Consider the following 15,741-nt stretch of genomic DNA (forward strand, 5'->3'; position numbering starts at 1 on the left):
GGTTCTAGCTGCGGGCGATGCCGTTGCCACCCGCCAGGTCAGGGGCCTGGGCGGGCGCCGTCGAGCAGGGCGTCCACTACGGCGCGGGCCATTTCCACGGAATGCACCATGGACCAGATCAGTCCGCGTTCGATGCCGCTGGCCCGTTCGGTGATTTCATCGGACACCTCTTCGGCGCATTTGAGCAGCAGCGAGACGTGCACCAGCGCTTCTTCGGCATTTACTTGGGGTTGCACGGCGAACAGCGGGCGGTCCTGGCCATCGCACAGGCCGAAGGGGCGATGGCGGGTGCCGTGCAAGGCGGCCAGCAGGTTAGCGTTGGCGCAGTCCAGCTCTGGGTCGCGGCGCGGATGATCGGTTGGCAAAGGTGGATCGGGGACAAGCTTTTTCATGAGACTGGTTCCTTTAGCATTTAAGAAACCGCCAGATCTCACTTCCACATGAGAGGGTGGCAGCCGTGCGCAGGTGTGGAAGACCGGGCTAAAGGAACCGGCGCACCCGAAGGTGCCCTGCGCACAGCCGCCATAAATCGAGTTCACCCACACCGAGTCGGCAGGGAGGTTCGAGTGAGACGATTGCACATCCTTTATCCCAGACTTCCACATCCGGGCCGCTGATTTTGCAGCGGCTCAGGGAGGCTGCCTGATCGGTAAGAGGGGTACAAGGCGCTCAAAGGCGTGGGGGATTCTCTCGGATTTACCCTACAAAACAAAGCGAATCCGCTTCGATGCTGGGCGGCATCGCCCGCCAGTCGCGGCTTTTTTCCAGGCCAAAAAACCGCACACCGGCCGATCAGAGGAGCAGAGAAATGATGTGATATTTGATGAAATCAGGATTCGATGTTCGGTCTATATTTGGGTTGAATATAGTGTAGGGTTCAGGCCGGCAGGATGATTGCGATCTTGCATAGTGAGCGTCGGGCATCCTGAGCGGCGAAGTCGCACAGGGTCAGTTCGTAGCAGGGTGACGAGCAAGTCGCCAAATGTAGGAGGTTTCACTCATGCGAGTTGAAACGGTCAGCTTTTTAAAACGATACGCATCCGACCTGCCTTTAGAGGAGCCCATGGTCGTTACGCAAAACGGTGTGCCTGTTTACGTTGTTGAGTCTTACGTTGAGCGTAAGCGCCGTGACGAGGCAGTTGCGTTGGTGAAATTGCTCGCACTCAGTTCGCGCGAGTACGCCCAGGGCAAGCATTGTTCGACTGATGAACTGAAGGCCCGCTTAAGTAAAAGGTTTGCCCACCAGTAAAGGGTGGGGTAGAGGCCAACACTGACAATCCGCTACACCGAAACCCCACAGCAAAGCCTCGAAGACCAGATTGTGCATCTAGCCGACTATAGCGACCTTAAGTCCGCCTTTGAGCGGCTGGAAGCTGTGATTGACGCTCTTTGTAGTCAGCCCTCAAGCAAGCGACCTGGGCATCCTGTATTACCGTGAACTCAACACCGATGGATACCGGGTGTTCTACGAAATCGTAGATGCGGATCAGGCGATCGTGATTGGGCTGGTGCTACGGGATAAGCAAAGCGTCGAGCAGGCACTGATTCGTTACTGTCTGCTGCATACCGATTGACGATTGAAGGCGGTCTTATTTTTTGATTCCCGGGGCTCGGTGAAGAACCAAAAAAAAGGGCCTGGAGACGAATCTCCAGGCCCTCAAAAGGTGAGAGGTGTCTAGTCCCTCAACCTGGTGAGCGGTGTTGCATGTTTCGGTGTCGCGTCGGTTACGCCTTCAGCGGAACCAGGCGCGGGGCAATCATGTTTTCCGGACGCAGGATGTCGTCGAGCATGGCGTCGTCCAGCAGGCCTTCTTCGCGAACCAGTTCCAGCACGCCGCGGCCGCTTTCCAGGGCGATGCGGGCGATACGGGTGGCGTTCTCGTAGCCGATGTACGGGTTCAGCGCGGTGACCAGGCCGATGGAGTGCTCAACCAGCTCGCGGCAACGGGTTTCGTTGGCGGTGATGCCGGTGATGCAGTGCTCGCGCAGCATGTCCATGGCGCGTTGCAGCAGGCGGATCGAGTCGAAGATCTTGAAGGCGATCAGCGGCTCCATCACGTTCAGTTGCAGCTGGCCGCCTTCGGCCGCGATGGTCAGGGCCAGGTCGTTGCCGATGATCTGGAACGCCACCTGGTTGACCGCTTCCGGGATAACCGGGTTGACCTTGCCGGGCATGATCGAGCTGCCGGGCTGGCGCGCTGGCAGGTTGATCTCGTTGATGCCGGTACGCGGGCCGCTGGACAGCAGGCGCAGGTCGTTGCAGATCTTCGACAGCTTGACCGCGGTGCGCTTGAGCATGCCGGAGAACAGCACGAAGGCGCCCATGTCGGAGGTGGCTTCGATCAGATCGGCGGCCGGGACCAGCGGCTGGCCGCTGATGGTGGCCAGGCGTTGCACGGCCAGGTTCTGGTAGCGCGGGTCGGCGTTGATGCCGGTGCCGATGGCGGTGCCGCCCAGGTTGACTTCGGTCAGTACTTCCGGCGCCAGGGTCTTCAGGCGGGCCAGGTCTTCACCCAGGGTGGTGGCGAAGGCGTGGAACTCCTGGCCGAGGGTCATCGGCACGGCGTCTTGCAGCTGGGTACGGCCCATCTTCAGGACGTGGCTGAACTCTTCACCCTTGGCGGCGAACGACTGGATCAGGCTGTCGAGGCTGGCCAGCAGCGCGTCGTGACCCAGCAGCAGACCCAGGCGGATCGCGGTCGGGTAGGCGTCGTTGGTCGACTGCGCCATGTTCACGTCGTTGTTCGGGTGCAGGTACTGATATTCGCCCTTGCTGTGGCCCATGGCCTCCAGCGCGATGTTGGCGATGACTTCGTTGGCATTCATGTTGGTCGAAGTGCCAGCGCCGCCCTGGATCATGTCCACCACGAACTCTTCGTGGAAATCGCCGCGGATCAGGCGGGCGCAAGCCTCGCTGATGGCCGCGTGCTTGACCTCGCTCAGGTGACCCAGTTCGCGGTTGGCGTCGGCAGCTGCCTGCTTGACCATCGCCAGGGCCACGACCAGTTTTGGGTAATGCGAGATCGGAACGCCCGAGAGGCGGAAGTTGTTTACCGCTCGCAGGGTCTGGATGCCGTAATACGCTTGAGCCGGTACTTCGAGTACGCCAAGCAGATCTTTTTCTGTGCGGAAAGATGCAGCGGAGGACATGACGGAAATCATCTCGGTAGGGACCCGGTCAGTGCCGGGAGCGCTGCGAATCCTAGGGCTAAGGGAAATTTTGGGCCAATGCTGTTAAACACTGGCCTATGCATATTCGGCATAATGCCCGTGTGACGCCGCGTTGCCGGCAAGCGTGTGACCTAAAATGGTGCGTGTCCGGGAGGACGTGATGAATCTGGAAAGCAAATGGCTCGAGGACTTCAGTGCCCTGGCCGCCACCCGCAGCTTCTCGCAGGCCGCCGAACGTCGCTTCGTGACCCAGCCGGCCTTCAGCCGGCGAATCCGCAGCCTGGAGGCCGCCCTGGGCCTGACCTTGGTCAACCGTTCGCGCACACCGGTGGAGCTGACGGCGGCCGGGCAGTTGTTCCTGGTGACGGCGCGGACCGTGGTCGAGCAGCTCGGTGAGGTAGTGCGTCATTTGCACCATCTGGAGGGCGGGCAGGGCGAGGTGATGCAAGTCGCGGCGGCCCACTCCCTGGCCCTGGGGTTCTTTCCACGCTGGATCGCACAGCTGCGCAACGAGGGCCTGAATATCGCCACCCGGTTGGTGGCGACCAACGTCGGTGATGCAGTGCATGCCCTGCGTGAAGGCGGCTGCGACCTGATGCTGGCCTTCTATGACCCGGACGCGGCCTTGCAGATGGATTCGGAAATCTTCCCTTCGCTGCACCTGGGGCACACCGAGATGCTTCCGGTTTGCGCCGCCGACCCCCAGGGCAAGCCGCTGTTCGACCTGGAGGGCGAGTCCAGCGTGCCGCTGCTGGCCTACAGCGCCGGGGCCTTCCTCGGGCGTTCGGTCAATCTGCTGCTGCGCCAGCGCAACCTGCGTTTCACCACCGTCTACGAGACCGCCATGGCCGATAGCCTCAAGAGCATGGCCCTGGAGGGCCTGGGCATCGCCTGGGTGCCCCAGTTGAGTGTGCGCGCCGAGCTGGCCCGGGGCGAACTGGTGGTGTGCGGCGGCGCACAGTGGCACGTGCCGCTGGAAATCCGCCTGTACCGCTGCGCCCTGGTGCGCAAGGCCAACGTGCGCCTGCTATGGCGCAAGCTCGAAAGCGCCGCGGGGCAGGGTGCGGGCAACCCATGATCCTGTCCGCTGCCGAGCCAGCGAGGCTGCGACAAGGCTCGCAGGGCCTTCGGGTACGTGGCCGGCTGGGCCTTTCCTGCAACCGCCGCGCGCTCGTGCGCAGCCTGCGGCAGCGGCTACGAGAAACAGGCAGGGCCGCAGGGATTTCCAGTGCGGGGCGGCTGACTTCAAAGTCAATAAAACCGGGCCTTTGGGCAAAAAAGGCCAGGGTGTCGCAGGTGGTCGGTGAACGTGTGTCGCGGACATTTTTTTGGGTATACTGCGCGGCCTCCGGCCGGTTTACCTGGCCAGAATTCGTACAACAAGCCACGCCATTTTGCGTGGCTTGTTGTTTTTTGACGCGCCTGTGGGCGCCCAGAGAGAAAGAGGCACGACGATGAGTGCACTGGTTGGCGTGATCATGGGCTCCAAGTCCGATTGGTCCACCCTTAGCCACACCGCCGATATGCTGGATAAACTCGGCATTCCCTACGAGGTGAAGGTGGTTTCCGCACACCGCACCCCGGACCTGCTGTTCCAGTATGCCGAAGAGGCCGAATCGCGTGGCATCGAGGTGATCATCGCCGGCGCCGGTGGTGCGGCCCACCTGCCAGGCATGTGTGCGGCCAAGACCCACCTGCCGGTGCTGGGCGTGCCGGTGCAGTCCTCGATGCTCTCGGGCGTGGACTCGCTGCTGTCGATCGTGCAGATGCCCGCCGGCATCCCGGTGGCGACCCTGGCCATCGGCAAGGCCGGTGCGATCAACGCCGCGCTGCTCTCGGCGAGCATCCTGGGCGCCAAGCACCCGCAGTTCCATGCGGTGCTGAAAAAATTCCGTGCTGAACAGACAGACAGCGTCCTGGACAATCCAGACCCGCGCGTCGCCTGAGGTCGTTGACGATGAAGATCGGTGTAATCGGTGGCGGCCAGCTCGGCCGCATGTTGGCCCTGGCGGGAACCCCGCTGGGAATGAACTTCGCTTTCCTCGACCCGGCGCCGGATGCCTGCGCAGCTGCCCTGGGCGAACACCTGCGGGCCGATTACGGCGACCAGGACCATCTGCGCCAGCTGGCTGACGAGGTGGACCTGGTGACCTTCGAATTCGAGAGCGTGCCGGCCGAAACCGTGGCCTTCCTGTCGCAATTCGTGCCGGTGTACCCCAGTGCCGAGGCGCTGCGCATCGCCCGTGACCGCTGGTTCGAGAAGAGCATGTTCAAGGACCTGGGGATTCCCACCCCCGAGTTCGCCGACATCCAGTCCCAGGCCGACCTGGATGCCGCGGTGGCGCGCATCGGCCTGCCGGCGGTGCTCAAGACCCGGACCCTGGGCTACGACGGCAAGGGCCAGAAGGTCCTGCGCAACGCTGCCGATGTCGAGGGCACCTTCGCCGAACTGGGCAGCGTGCCGTGCCTGCTGGAAGGCTTCGTGCCGTTCACTGGCGAAGTCTCGCTGATCGCCGTGCGTGCCCGTGATGGCGAGACCCGTTTCTACCCGTTGGTGCACAACACCCATGACAGCGGCATCCTGCGCCTGTCGGTGGCCAGCAGCGATCACCCGTTGCAGGCGCTGGCCGAGGATTATTCCAGCCGCGTGCTCAAGCAACTGGACTACGTGGGTGTGATGGCGTTCGAGTTCTTCGAGGTGGACGGCGGCCTGAAGGCCAACGAAATCGCCCCGCGGGTGCACAACTCCGGGCACTGGACCACCGACGGCAGCCAGTGCAGCCAGTTCGAGAACCACCTGCGGGCGGTGGCCGGCCTGCCGCTGGGCTCCACCGCCAAGGTGGGCGAGAGCGCCATGATCAACTTCATCGGCGAAGTACCGCCGGTGGACCAGGTGATCCGCATCGACGACTGCCATCTGCATCACTACGGCAAGGCCTTCAAGGCCGGGCGCAAGGTCGGCCATGCCAACCTGCGCTGCGCCGACCAGGCCACCCTGCAGGCGCAGATCCAAAGGGCCCAGGGGCTGGTCCCCAGGAAACAAACCCCGCGGCGGGAGGGAACCTTCGTTTCCCGCCGTTCTCTGATAGCAGGATGCCAAGGCGCTGACTAGGCTTTGGTTTACCCACTCCTACAGAGGAACAGCCATGGGCATTATCGGAACCATTTTCATCGGCTTGATCGTTGGTCTGCTGGCGCGTTTCCTCAAGCCGGGAGACGACAGCATGGGCTGGATCATGACCATCCTGCTGGGTATCGGCGGTTCGCTGGCGGCCACCTACGGCGGCCAGGCGCTGGGTATCTACCAGGCTGGCCAAGGTGCCGGTTTCTTCGGTGCGCTGGTGGGCGCGATCGTTCTCCTGGTGATCTACGGCTTCATCAAGAAGAACTGAGCCGGTGCGCGAGCTCCCCTTCGCCGCTCGGGCGAAGGGGGGCGATTTCTTCATCTGAAACTTCAACGCAGCCCATGGTTTGGGCACTAGAATGCCCGCCTTCTTCCGTCCTTTCCTTTTGACCGAGCCCCACCCTCATGCGTCGTCTCTTGTTGACCCTCGTTCTGCTGGGCTGCGGCCTGGCCCAGGCTGCTGAACTGCCGGAAACCGACTGGCTGGAACTGATGCCCAAATCGGACCAGAAAGCCCTGGAGCAGATGCCGGAAATCGACCACAACTCGCCTGAAGCCAACGGCACCTTCACCCAGAAAGGTGGCTTGAAACAGAGCAAGGGCCTGCCGGCGGTGATGTATTCGACCAAGACCGTGGCGGCCATGAACGGCAAGCAGATCCGCATCGGTGGCTACCCGGTGCCATTGGAGGCCGATGCCAAGGGCCACAGCACGCTGTTCTTCCTGGTGCCCTACCCGGGGGCCTGCATCCACGTACCACCGCCGCCGCCCAACCAGCTGGTGCTGGTGCGCTTTCCCAAGGGCGTCAAGCTCGATGACATCTACACCCCGCTGTGGGTGACCGGCACCCTGAAGGTCGAGAAGGTCAGCAACGATCTGGCGGACGCCGCCTACGCCCTGGACGCGGCGAAGGTGCGGGTGGTGCAGGAGTCGGATTTGTAGCCGACAGGAGGGTTGGCTGCGGGAAGGAGCGATTCCTTCCCCATGGCCTGTAGTCAGAGCGCGAGGCTGTCGATGCTCACGCTCAAGGTGTGGCTGGCGCCGGGAGCCAGGGTCACGATGTCGTCCATGACATTGGCGGTCTCGATGCACAGCATGCGCTGCCAGCCATCGTCGGCCATGTCGCTGAACTGCGCGGCGCGACCGATCCACGGGTTCCAGATCACTGCGGTGCGCGAGCCCTGGCTGGCCAGGCGGATGCGCCGCTGCCACTGCGGGTCGACGATATCCAGCTGCGCCGGCGTATCCAGGTAGATCCGGTCGGTCTCCCCGGCAAAATGCAGGTCGCCCGCCTGGCGCTTGGTCGTCCAGTCTTCCAGGGTCTCGATGTAGTCCAGCCCGTCGACACCTTCGACATGCACCTGGCGCACGTCGCTGACCGCGAAGTAGCTGTGCAGCGCCTGGCTGATGCTGACGCTTTCATTGCCCAGGTTATGGCTGGTCAGGCTGATGTGCAGTTGCTGGTCGAGGCGGATGAGCAAGCTGGGTTCCACCTGGTGCGGCCAGCCGGGAAAACCTCCGGCGGGGCAGTGCAGGCGCAAGCGCACCAGCAGGCTCTCGCCTTCGCTCTCGATGCCTTGCAGTTCCCAGTCGGTGGCGCGGACCAGGCCGTGGGCCGGCGCCGCGTCGTCGCCCTGGCGCATGGCCTGGACGCTCTGTGGATTGCGCGCGAAGTTGCCGAACCACGGCCAGCACACCGGGACGCCGGCGCGGATGCTCTTGCCGGTCTTGAACTGCGCTTCTTCGTTCAGCCAGATCAGCGGCGGTTGCCCGGCCAGCTGGTAGCTGAGGATGTGCGCGCCCTGCTGGGCCACCAGCAGTTCGGCATCGCCGTGGCGGATGCGCCAGCAGTTCAGTTGGTCCAGTTGTACTGTTTCAACGTGGGGCGTAGGCATGGCGGTTCTCGTTCAGAAGGCTTGGGCTGCCATGGACTTCCAGGCAGCCTGCGGGTTCAACGTGCCCTGGGCGGCACCGAGCGGGTACGACCGCTGCCGTCGATGGCGACGAACACGAACACCGCCTCGGTGACCTTGCGCCACTCGCTGGACAGCGGATCGTCGCTCCACACTTCCACCATCATCTGGATCGAGCTGCGGCCGATCTCCAGGGTCTGGGTGTAGAAGGACAATTGCGCTCCGACAGCCACCGGTACCAGGAATGCCATGCGGTCGATGGCCACGGTGGCTACCCGGCCACCGGCGACGCGACTGGCCATGGCGGTGCCCGCCAGGTCCATCTGGGCCACCAGCCAGCCGCCGAAAATATCGCCGAAACCGTTGGTTTCACGTGGCAGGGCGGTGATTTGCAGGGCCAGGTCGCCTTGCGGGATTGGATCTTCTTGTTCGAGCTCTATCATGCCGAGGGGCCTCTGACCCGTGACGCTTCATGGGTACTTCAGGTGAATAGCCGTCTTCAGGAAAAACGATTCAGCCCGAACATACTACGTTCGTCACGTTCTTTCGAAGGCGTGCTAGCGGGAAACTCTGCGAAACCGGCTGCTCATGCACAGGAAGAAGCATTGCGCGCCGGGCACTTGGGGTGGGGCATGCACTGGTGTTCCTGTCTGGTCTTGCTGGCGCCGGGCGGTTGCCGGCGGTCACGAGTACAACGACGTTTTCGCACAACAACCCTTGCCGGGAGCGGCTTTGCGCGCCGGGCCCTGCGAGTATATCGGTCGATAGACTCCACGACGACCCGTCTGGTTCGCAATTTTGTGCGTCATTTGTGCGTCGCTGTGTAGGTATTCGAACAATTTGCTATCGTGCCGAACCTGCCAGGCCCCAACCAGAGCTGTTGCGGCTTCCAGAACCAACTAATAAGAGAAGCCCCTTGCCATGACCACTGTGCCCTCCAGCGCCGCGCAAGCAGCGCCTCCCGCCCGTCCCCTGACTCGTAGCGACTACAAGACTCTTTCGCTGTCCGCCCTGGGCGGCGCGCTGGAGTTCTATGACTTCATCATCTTCGTGTTCTTCGCCACCGTGGTGGGCAAGTTGTTCTTCCCGGCGGACATGCCCGAATGGCTGCGCCTGATGCAGACCTTCGGCATCTTCGCCGCCGGCTACCTGGCCCGGCCCCTGGGTGGGATCGTCATGGCCCACTTCGGCGACCTGCTGGGCCGCAAGAAGATGTTCACCCTGAGCATCTTCATGATGGCGGTGCCGACCCTGATCATGGGCCTGTTGCCCACCTACGAGCAGATCGGCCTGTGGGCACCGGTGCTGCTGTTGCTGATGCGGGTGATCCAGGGCGCGGCCATCGGTGGCGAAGTGCCAGGGGCCTGGGTGTTCGTTTCCGAGCACGTACCGGCGCGGCACATCGGCTACGCCTGCGGCACCCTGACCTCGGGGCTGACGGCTGGCATCCTCCTGGGCTCGCTGGTGGCCACGGCCATCAACAGCATCTATACCCCGGAAGAAGTGGCGGCCTATGCCTGGCGCGTGCCGTTCCTGCTGGGCGGGGTGTTCGGCCTGTTCTCGGTGTACCTGCGCCGCCTGCTCCACGAGACCCCGGTATTCGCCGAGCTGCAACTGCGCAAGGCCCTGGCCGAGGAGCTGCCGCTGCGGGCGGTGCTGCGTGACCACCGTGGCGCGATCCTGATCTCCATGCTGCTGACCTGGCTGCTGTCGGCCGGGATCATCGTGGTGATCCTGATGACCCCCACCGTGCTGCAGACGGTCTACAAGTTCTCGGCCATCACCGCCCTCGAGGCCAACAGCCTGGCCATCGTGTTCCTGAGCCTGGGCTGCGTCCTGTTCGGCAGCCTGGCCGACCGTTTCGGCGCCGGGCGGGTGTTCGTCTTCGGCAGCCTGCTGTTGTTGGCCTCGTCCTGGGTCTTCTACCACGTGCTGCAAGACAACCCGCACCTGCTGTTCCCGCTCTACGCCCTGACCGGCCTGTGCGTCGGCCTCGTCGGCGCGGTGCCCTACGTGATGGTCCGCGCCTTCCCGGCGGCGGTGCGCTTCAGCGGCCTGTCGTTCTCCTACAACCTGGCCTACGCGATCTTCGGCGGGCTGACGCCGATGGTGGTGACCTGGATGCTCAAGAGCAGCCCCATGGCCCCGGCCTACTACGTGGCGATCATCTGCGGCATCGGCCTGCTGTCGGGGCTGTACCTGTGGAAAAAGGGTCGCTGAAACCAGCCGCACCTGCATGAACGGCGCCCGGCGGCGCAGGTGAAAAAAAGGCCGGCTCGCGGGTGTCGCGATGCTGGCCTTTCATCTAATTGTCATATTCCGGACATAGAGTGTTCACACGGCCTACAGATACTTGGCCCCGACTTAACACACCCTATCTGCTAGGAGTAAGGCATGAAACTGAAGCGTTTGATGGCGGCAATGACCTTCGTCGCCGCTGGCGTTGCGACTGCCCATGCGGTTGCCGCTGTCGATCCTGCTATCCCGAGCTACACCAAGACCACTGGTGTGTCGGGCAACCTGTCCAGCGTCGGTTCCGATACCCTGGCCAACCTGATGACCCTGTGGGCCGAGCACTACAAGAAAGAATATCCGAACGTAAACATCCAGATTCAGGCCGCTGGCTCCGCCACCGCGCCACCCGCGCTGACCGAGGGCACCTCCAACCTGGGCCCGATGAGCCGCAAGATGAAGGACACCGAGCTGGCGGCCTTCGAACAGAAGTACGGCTACAAGCCAACCGCCATCCCGGTTGCCGTGGACGCCCTGGCCGTATTCGTGCACAAGGACAACCCGATCCAGCACCTGACCATGGAACAGGTCGATGCGATCTTCTCCTCGACCCGCCTGTGCGGTGCCAAGGAAGAAGTGAAGACCTGGGGTGACCTGGGCGTGAAGGGCGACCTGGCCAACAAGCCAGTACAGCTGTTCGGTCGCAACTCGGTATCCGGCACCTACGGCTACTTCAAGGAAGAGGCCCTGTGCAAAGGCGACTACAAGCCTAACGTCAACGAGCAGCCAGGTTCGGCTTCGGTCGTGCAGTCCATCAGCTCCTCGCTGAACGGCATCGGCTACTCGGGCATCGGCTACAAGACCGCCAGCGTGAAGACCGTGGCCCTGGCCAAGAAAGGCAGCAGCGACTTCATCGAAGACACCGAAGAAAACGCCCTGAACGGCAAGTACCCGCTGTCGCGCTTCCTCTACGTCTACGTCAACAAGGCCCCGAACAAGCCTCTGGCCCCGCTGGAAGCCGAGTTCGTGAAACTGGTCCTGTCCAAGCAGGGTCAGGAAGTGGTCGTGAAGGACGGTTACATCCCGCTGCCAGCCAAAGTCGCCGCCAAGGCCCTGGCTGACCTGGGTCTGAAAGAAGGCGCATAAACCGCCGTCGAAGGTCCGGCCCGGCCGGACCTTTTCGCAGCAGCCGGCCTTTGGGTCAACCACCCCGGCCGGCTCCTGCCACCTCCATTTTCTGTCCGCTGCAGGCCCTGCCACGCGGCGGATTTGTTGCGTCACTGCATTGTCATCTTTCTGTCATACAGGATCGCTAGGGTGTGCGCATGAACGATCTGGCCAATTCCACCATGACTACGACTTCTCCCCCCAAGCGCATTGACTTCAATACGCCTGAGTTGCAACGCAAGCGCCGCATCCGTGCGCTCAAGGACCGCCTGACCCGTTGGTACGTCCTCGTCGGCGGCCTGGCCGTCCTGGCGGCGATCACCCTGATCTTCTTCTTCCTGGCCTACGTCGTCGCCCCGCTGTTCCAGGGCGCCGAGCTGACCTCCAAGGCCCCCCTGACCCCCGCCTGGATGCAAGACGCCGGCAAGCCCCTGATGTTCTCCCTGGAAGAGCAGAACCAGGTCGGCATGCGCGTTTCCGACAAGGGCCAGGCGCTGTTCTTCGATATCGATAGCGGCGCCGAGCTGCGCAAGATCGACCTGCCGATCCCGGCGGGCACCCGCGTCACCTCCATCGGCAAGGACCAGCCCGGTATCCCCATGGTGGTGGTCGGCTTGTCCAACGGCCAGGCCCTGGTGTTCCGCCACACCTACAAAGTCAGCTACCCGGATGGCAAGAAGACCATCTCCCCGGCGATCGAATACCCCTACGGCGAAGCCCCGATCACCCTCAACGCAGAAGGCGGCTCGCTGGAACACGTCAACCTCAACGCCAGCGATAACTCGCTGGTGCTGGCCGGCTCCACTGGCTCGCAGCTGCATGTGCTGAAGCTCTCGCGCGAAGAAAACATGATGACTGGCGAGGTCACCAGCGAGCAGAGCGCCATCGACCTGCCGCAGATGACCGAACCGGTCAAGGCCATGTACATCGACCCACGCCAGCAGTGGCTGTATGTGATCAACGGCCGTGCCCAGGCCGACGTCTTCAGCCTGCGCGACAAGAGCCTCAATGGTCGCTACAAGCTGCTGGAAGACGCCAATACCGAAGTCACCGCCAGTGCCCAGCTGGTGGGCGGCATCTCGCTGATCATCGGTACTTCCAAGGGTGGCCTGGCCCAGTGGTTCATGGCCCGCGACCCGGACGGCGAGCTGCGCCTGAAGCAGATCCGCACCTTCCAGATGGGCACCGCGCCCATCGTCGAGATCACCGCCGAAGAGCGCCGCAAGGGCTTCGTCGCGCTGGATGCCGCCGGCAAGCTCGGGGTCTTCCACAGCACCGCCCACCGCACCCTGCTGGTGGACCAGGTGGTGGACGGCCAGGGCCTGTTCGGCCTGTCGCCGCGGGCCAACCGGGTGATCGTCGAGGCCGGTGGCAAGCTGCAACCCCTGGTGCTGGACAACCCGCATCCGGAAGTGTCCTGGAGCGCGCTGTGGAGCAAGGTCTGGTACGAGAACTACGACGAGCCCAAGTACGTCTGGCAGTCCACGGCGGCCAACACTGACTTCGAGCCCAAGCTGAGCCTGTCGCCGCTGACCTTCGGCACCTTGAAGGCCGCCTTCTACGCCATGCTGCTGGCGGCCCCGCTGGCCGTGGCCGCGGCGATCTACACCGCCTACTTCATGGCCCCCGGTATGCGCCGCAAGGTCAAGCCGGTGATCGAACTGATGGAGGCGATGCCGACGGTGATCCTCGGCTTCTTCGCCGGCCTGTTCCTGGCGCCCTATGTCGAAGGCCACTTGCCGGGCATCTTCAGCCTGCTGGTGCTGCTGCCGATCGGCATCCTGGTGGCCGGCTTCACCTGGAGCCGCCTGCCCGAGTCCCTGCGCCTGAAGGTGCCGGACGGCTGGGAGAGCGCGATCCTGATCCCGGTGATCATCCTGGTCGGCTTCCTCTCGCTGTACCTGAGCCCGTTCATGGAGAACTGGTTCTTCGGCGGCGACATGCGCATGTGGATCTCCCACGACTTAGGGATCACCTACGACCAGCGCAACGCCCTGGTGGTGGGCCTGGCCATGGGCTTCGCGGTGATCCCGAACATCTACTCCATCGCCGAAGACGCCGTGTTCAGCGTGCCCCGTGGCCTGACCCTGGGCTCCCTGGCCCTGGGCGCCACCCCATGGCAGACCATGACTCGCGTGGTGATCCTCACCGCCAGCCCGGGCATCTTCTCGGCCCTGATGATCGGCATGGGCCGCGCCGTGGGCGAGACCATGATCGTGCTGATGGCCACCGGCAACACCCCGGTCATGGAAATGAACCTGTTCGAAGGCCTGCGCACCCTGGCGGCCAACGTCGCGGTGGAAATGCCGGAGTCGGAAGTCGGCGGCAGCCACTACCGCGTGCTGTTCCTCTCGGCGCTGGTATTGCTGTTGTTCACCTTCATCATGAACACCCTCGCCGAGCTGATCCGTCAGCGTCTGCGCAAGAAATACTCGTCGCTTTAAGAAAGGTAGAAGTCTGTGAAACAGAACTCCCTCAAAGACTGGTTCAAGAGCGGCGCCCCCGGCGTCTGGATCAGCGGTGGCGCGGTGTCCATCGCGGTCATCATGACCATCGGCCTGCTGGCGGTGATCGCCGTGCGCGGCCTGGGCCACTTCTGGCCGGCGGACCTGCTGCATGCCCGCTACGACGTGCCCGGCCAGGCCAATCAGCTGGTCGTCGGTGAAGTGGTGCAGAAGGAAGAAGTGCCCCGGGCCCGCCTGAAAAGTGCCGGCTTGCCGGTGCCCGACCAGGGCCCCGAGTTCATGACCCGCGAGTTGCTCAAGGTGGGCAACCGCGACCTGAACGGCAGCGACTTCACGTGGATCGTCGGCGAGTGGCTGACCAACCAGAGCTACCCCAAGGAACTGATGGCCATCGAGCGCCGTGAGTGGGGCAACTTCTACGGCTACCTGGTCAACGTCAAGGAAAACGGCAAGGTGGTCGCCGAGGGCGAAGCCGCCTGGCCCGAGCTGCAGGCGCGGATCGACCGGGTGAACAAGCTGGCGACCCAGCTCAAGACCCTGGAGAAGTCCGACATCGGCGCGATCAACGCCGGCCTGGAGCGCATCCGCCTGCACGGTCGCAAGCTGGAGCTGGGTGGCAAGCTGGACGCCGCCGCCCAGGCCGATATGGATGCCGAGCGCGCCGAACTCAACGCCCGCTACCAGGACATCGAGGCCCGCCTGAGCGAGCTGCATACCCAGTTCAACCGCGACAGCCTGACCGCCCGCGATGCCAACGGCAAGGAAGTGGAGATCGGCCTGGGCAAGGTGGTGCATGCCTACCAGCCGAACGCCATGGGCACCTTCACCAAGGTCGGCTTCTACTTCAGCAAGGTCTGGGAGTTCCTCAGCGACGACCCACGGGAAGCCAACACCGAGGGCGGGATTTTCCCGGCCATCTTCGGCACTGTGATGATGACCCTGATCATGGCCATGATCGTCACGCCGTTCGGCGTGCTGGCGGCGGTCTACCTGCGTGAATACGCCAAGCAGAACGCCCTGACCCGGGTGATCCGCATCGCCGTGAACAACCTGGCGGGCGTACCGGCCATCGTCTACGGCGTGTTCGGCCTGGGCTTCTTCGTCTACGTGCTGGGTGGGTCCCTGGACCGCCTGTTCTTCCCAGAGGCACTGCCGGCGCCGACCTTCGGTACCCCGGGCCTGCTCTGGGCGTCCCTGACCCTGGCGCTGCTGGCGGTGCCGGTGGTGATCGTGGCCACCGAGGAAGGCCTGGCGCGGATCCCGCGGACCGTGCGCGAAGGCTCCCTGGCCCTGGGCGCGACCAAGGCCGAGACCCTGTGGAAGATCGTCCTGCCCATGGCCAGCCCGGCGATGATGACCGGCATGATCCTCGCCGTGGCCCGTGCCGCTGGCGAAGTGGCGCCGCTGATGCTGGTGGGGGTGGTGAAGCTGGCGCCGTCGCTGCCGGTGGATGGCAACTACCCGTACCTGCACCTGGACCAGAAGATCATGCACCTGGGCTTCCATATCTACGACGTCGGCTTCCAGAGCCCCAACGTCGAGGCCGCGCGGCCGCTGGTGTACGCCACCGCGTTGCTGCTGGTGCTGGTGATCGCCGTGCTCAACCTGTCGGCGGTATGGATACGTAACCACCTGCGCGAGAAGTACAAGGCGCTGGACAGCTAAAGCC

General features: G+C 63.6%; 13 protein-coding genes and 2 pseudogenes. 11 read left to right on the forward strand and 4 right to left on the reverse strand.

Annotated elements, in window-relative coordinates:
• Positions 1–38: 38 nt before the first annotated feature.
• Entirely contained in the window at positions 39–392 is a 354-nt protein-coding gene (locus tag ACK6AU_RS21715) for a DUF6124 family protein (protein ID WP_185696828.1), read from the reverse strand.
• Between the two features lie 608 nt (positions 393–1,000).
• Here ACK6AU_RS21715 and ACK6AU_RS21720 point away from each other — a divergent pair.
• Together ACK6AU_RS21720 and ACK6AU_RS21725 are read left to right on the forward strand one after the other, a co-directional pair.
• On the forward strand, positions 1,001–1,249 hold the full coding sequence (locus ACK6AU_RS21720; RefSeq protein ID WP_409301316.1) for a prevent-host-death protein: 249 nt from the start codon (positions 1,001–1,003) through the stop codon (positions 1,247–1,249).
• 21 nt (positions 1,250–1,270) lie between these two features.
• Positions 1,271–1,574, forward strand: a pseudogene (locus ACK6AU_RS21725) (type II toxin-antitoxin system RelE/ParE family toxin).
• A gap of 151 nt (positions 1,575–1,725) precedes the next feature.
• Here ACK6AU_RS21725 and aspA read toward each other — a convergent pair.
• Positions 1,726–3,150, reverse strand: coding sequence for an aspartate ammonia-lyase (gene aspA / locus ACK6AU_RS21730; protein ID WP_185696829.1), 1,425 nt, complete (start codon positions 3,148–3,150; stop codon positions 1,726–1,728).
• 181 nt (positions 3,151–3,331) lie between these two features.
• On the opposite strand from aspA, the gene ACK6AU_RS21735 reads away from it, so the two are divergent.
• The 5 genes and pseudogenes from ACK6AU_RS21735 to ACK6AU_RS21755 all read left to right on the forward strand — a co-directional run bounded on the left by ACK6AU_RS21735 (position 3,332) and on the right by ACK6AU_RS21755 (position 7,237).
• Positions 3,332–4,249: a LysR substrate-binding domain-containing protein gene (locus tag ACK6AU_RS21735; protein WP_409301318.1), complete on the forward strand. Its 918-nt coding sequence runs from the start codon at positions 3,332–3,334 to the stop codon at positions 4,247–4,249.
• A gap of 376 nt (positions 4,250–4,625) precedes the next feature.
• Complete coding sequence (purE, locus tag ACK6AU_RS21740; protein WP_022641919.1) at positions 4,626–5,117, forward strand: 5-(carboxyamino)imidazole ribonucleotide mutase; 492 nt, start codon at positions 4,626–4,628, stop codon at positions 5,115–5,117.
• 11 nt (positions 5,118–5,128) lie between these two features.
• Positions 5,129–6,202, forward strand: a pseudogene (locus ACK6AU_RS21745) (5-(carboxyamino)imidazole ribonucleotide synthase); the annotation flags it as partial.
• A gap of 115 nt (positions 6,203–6,317) precedes the next feature.
• Positions 6,318–6,563 (forward strand): GlsB/YeaQ/YmgE family stress response membrane protein, encoded by a 246-nt coding sequence (locus tag ACK6AU_RS21750; RefSeq protein ID WP_022641917.1) that lies wholly within the window; start codon positions 6,318–6,320, stop codon positions 6,561–6,563.
• A gap of 137 nt (positions 6,564–6,700) precedes the next feature.
• Positions 6,701–7,237, forward strand: a complete 537-nt coding sequence (locus ACK6AU_RS21755) for a DUF3299 domain-containing protein (protein WP_185696832.1) — start codon at positions 6,701–6,703, stop codon at positions 7,235–7,237.
• Positions 7,238–7,290: 53 nt separating this feature from the next.
• Here ACK6AU_RS21755 and ACK6AU_RS21760 read toward each other — a convergent pair whose 3' ends face one another.
• Positions 7,291–8,190, reverse strand: coding sequence for a D-hexose-6-phosphate mutarotase (locus ACK6AU_RS21760; protein ID WP_409301321.1), 900 nt, complete (start codon positions 8,188–8,190; stop codon positions 7,291–7,293).
• Positions 8,191–8,246: 56 nt separating this feature from the next.
• Complete coding sequence (locus ACK6AU_RS21765) at positions 8,247–8,651, reverse strand: acyl-CoA thioesterase (RefSeq protein WP_003229628.1); 405 nt, start codon at positions 8,649–8,651, stop codon at positions 8,247–8,249.
• Between the two features lie 487 nt (positions 8,652–9,138).
• Between ACK6AU_RS21765 and ACK6AU_RS21770 the strand changes: the two genes are divergently transcribed.
• The 4 genes from ACK6AU_RS21770 (at position 9,139) to pstA (ending at position 15,737) form a co-directional block, all read left to right on the forward strand.
• On the forward strand, positions 9,139–10,428 hold the full coding sequence (locus tag ACK6AU_RS21770; protein WP_172681662.1) for an MFS transporter: 1,290 nt from the start codon (positions 9,139–9,141) through the stop codon (positions 10,426–10,428).
• Positions 10,429–10,602: 174 nt separating this feature from the next.
• On the forward strand, positions 10,603–11,586 hold the full coding sequence (locus ACK6AU_RS21775; RefSeq protein ID WP_022641895.1) for a phosphate ABC transporter substrate-binding protein PstS: 984 nt from the start codon (positions 10,603–10,605) through the stop codon (positions 11,584–11,586).
• Positions 11,587–11,765: 179 nt separating this feature from the next.
• The gene (locus ACK6AU_RS21780) at positions 11,766–14,051 is read left to right on the forward strand and encodes an ABC transporter permease subunit (RefSeq protein WP_185696834.1); all 2,286 of its coding nucleotides are present in this window, start codon (positions 11,766–11,768) and stop codon (positions 14,049–14,051) included.
• Between the two features lie 15 nt (positions 14,052–14,066).
• On the forward strand, positions 14,067–15,737 hold the full coding sequence (pstA, locus tag ACK6AU_RS21785; RefSeq protein ID WP_185696835.1) for a phosphate ABC transporter permease PstA: 1,671 nt from the start codon (positions 14,067–14,069) through the stop codon (positions 15,735–15,737).
• Positions 15,738–15,741 lie beyond the last annotated feature (4 nt).

This window comes from Pseudomonas sp. KCJK8993 (assembly GCF_046230915.1).
GTDB classification, from domain to species: Bacteria; Pseudomonadota; Gammaproteobacteria; order Pseudomonadales; family Pseudomonadaceae; genus Aquipseudomonas; species Aquipseudomonas piscis.

Coding starts and splice junctions, on each gene's coding strand:
- ACK6AU_RS21715 (WP_185696828.1), bottom strand. CDS start 392: ATGAAAAAGCTTGTCCCCGATCCACCTTTGCCAACCGATCATCCGCGC.
- ACK6AU_RS21720 (WP_409301316.1), top strand. CDS start 1,001: ATGCGAGTTGAAACGGTCAGCTTTTTAAAACGATACGCATCCGACCTG.
- aspA (WP_185696829.1), bottom strand. CDS start 3,150: ATGTCCTCCGCTGCATCTTTCCGCACAGAAAAAGATCTGCTTGGCGTA.
- ACK6AU_RS21735 (WP_409301318.1), top strand. CDS start 3,332: ATGAATCTGGAAAGCAAATGGCTCGAGGACTTCAGTGCCCTGGCCGCC.
- purE (WP_022641919.1), top strand. CDS start 4,626: ATGAGTGCACTGGTTGGCGTGATCATGGGCTCCAAGTCCGATTGGTCC.
- ACK6AU_RS21750 (WP_022641917.1), top strand. CDS start 6,318: ATGGGCATTATCGGAACCATTTTCATCGGCTTGATCGTTGGTCTGCTG.
- ACK6AU_RS21755 (WP_185696832.1), top strand. CDS start 6,701: ATGCGTCGTCTCTTGTTGACCCTCGTTCTGCTGGGCTGCGGCCTGGCC.
- ACK6AU_RS21760 (WP_409301321.1), bottom strand. CDS start 8,190: ATGCCTACGCCCCACGTTGAAACAGTACAACTGGACCAACTGAACTGC.
- ACK6AU_RS21765 (WP_003229628.1), bottom strand. CDS start 8,651: ATGATAGAGCTCGAACAAGAAGATCCAATCCCGCAAGGCGACCTGGCC.
- ACK6AU_RS21775 (WP_022641895.1), top strand. CDS start 10,603: ATGAAACTGAAGCGTTTGATGGCGGCAATGACCTTCGTCGCCGCTGGC.
- ACK6AU_RS21780 (WP_185696834.1), top strand. CDS start 11,766: ATGAACGATCTGGCCAATTCCACCATGACTACGACTTCTCCCCCCAAG.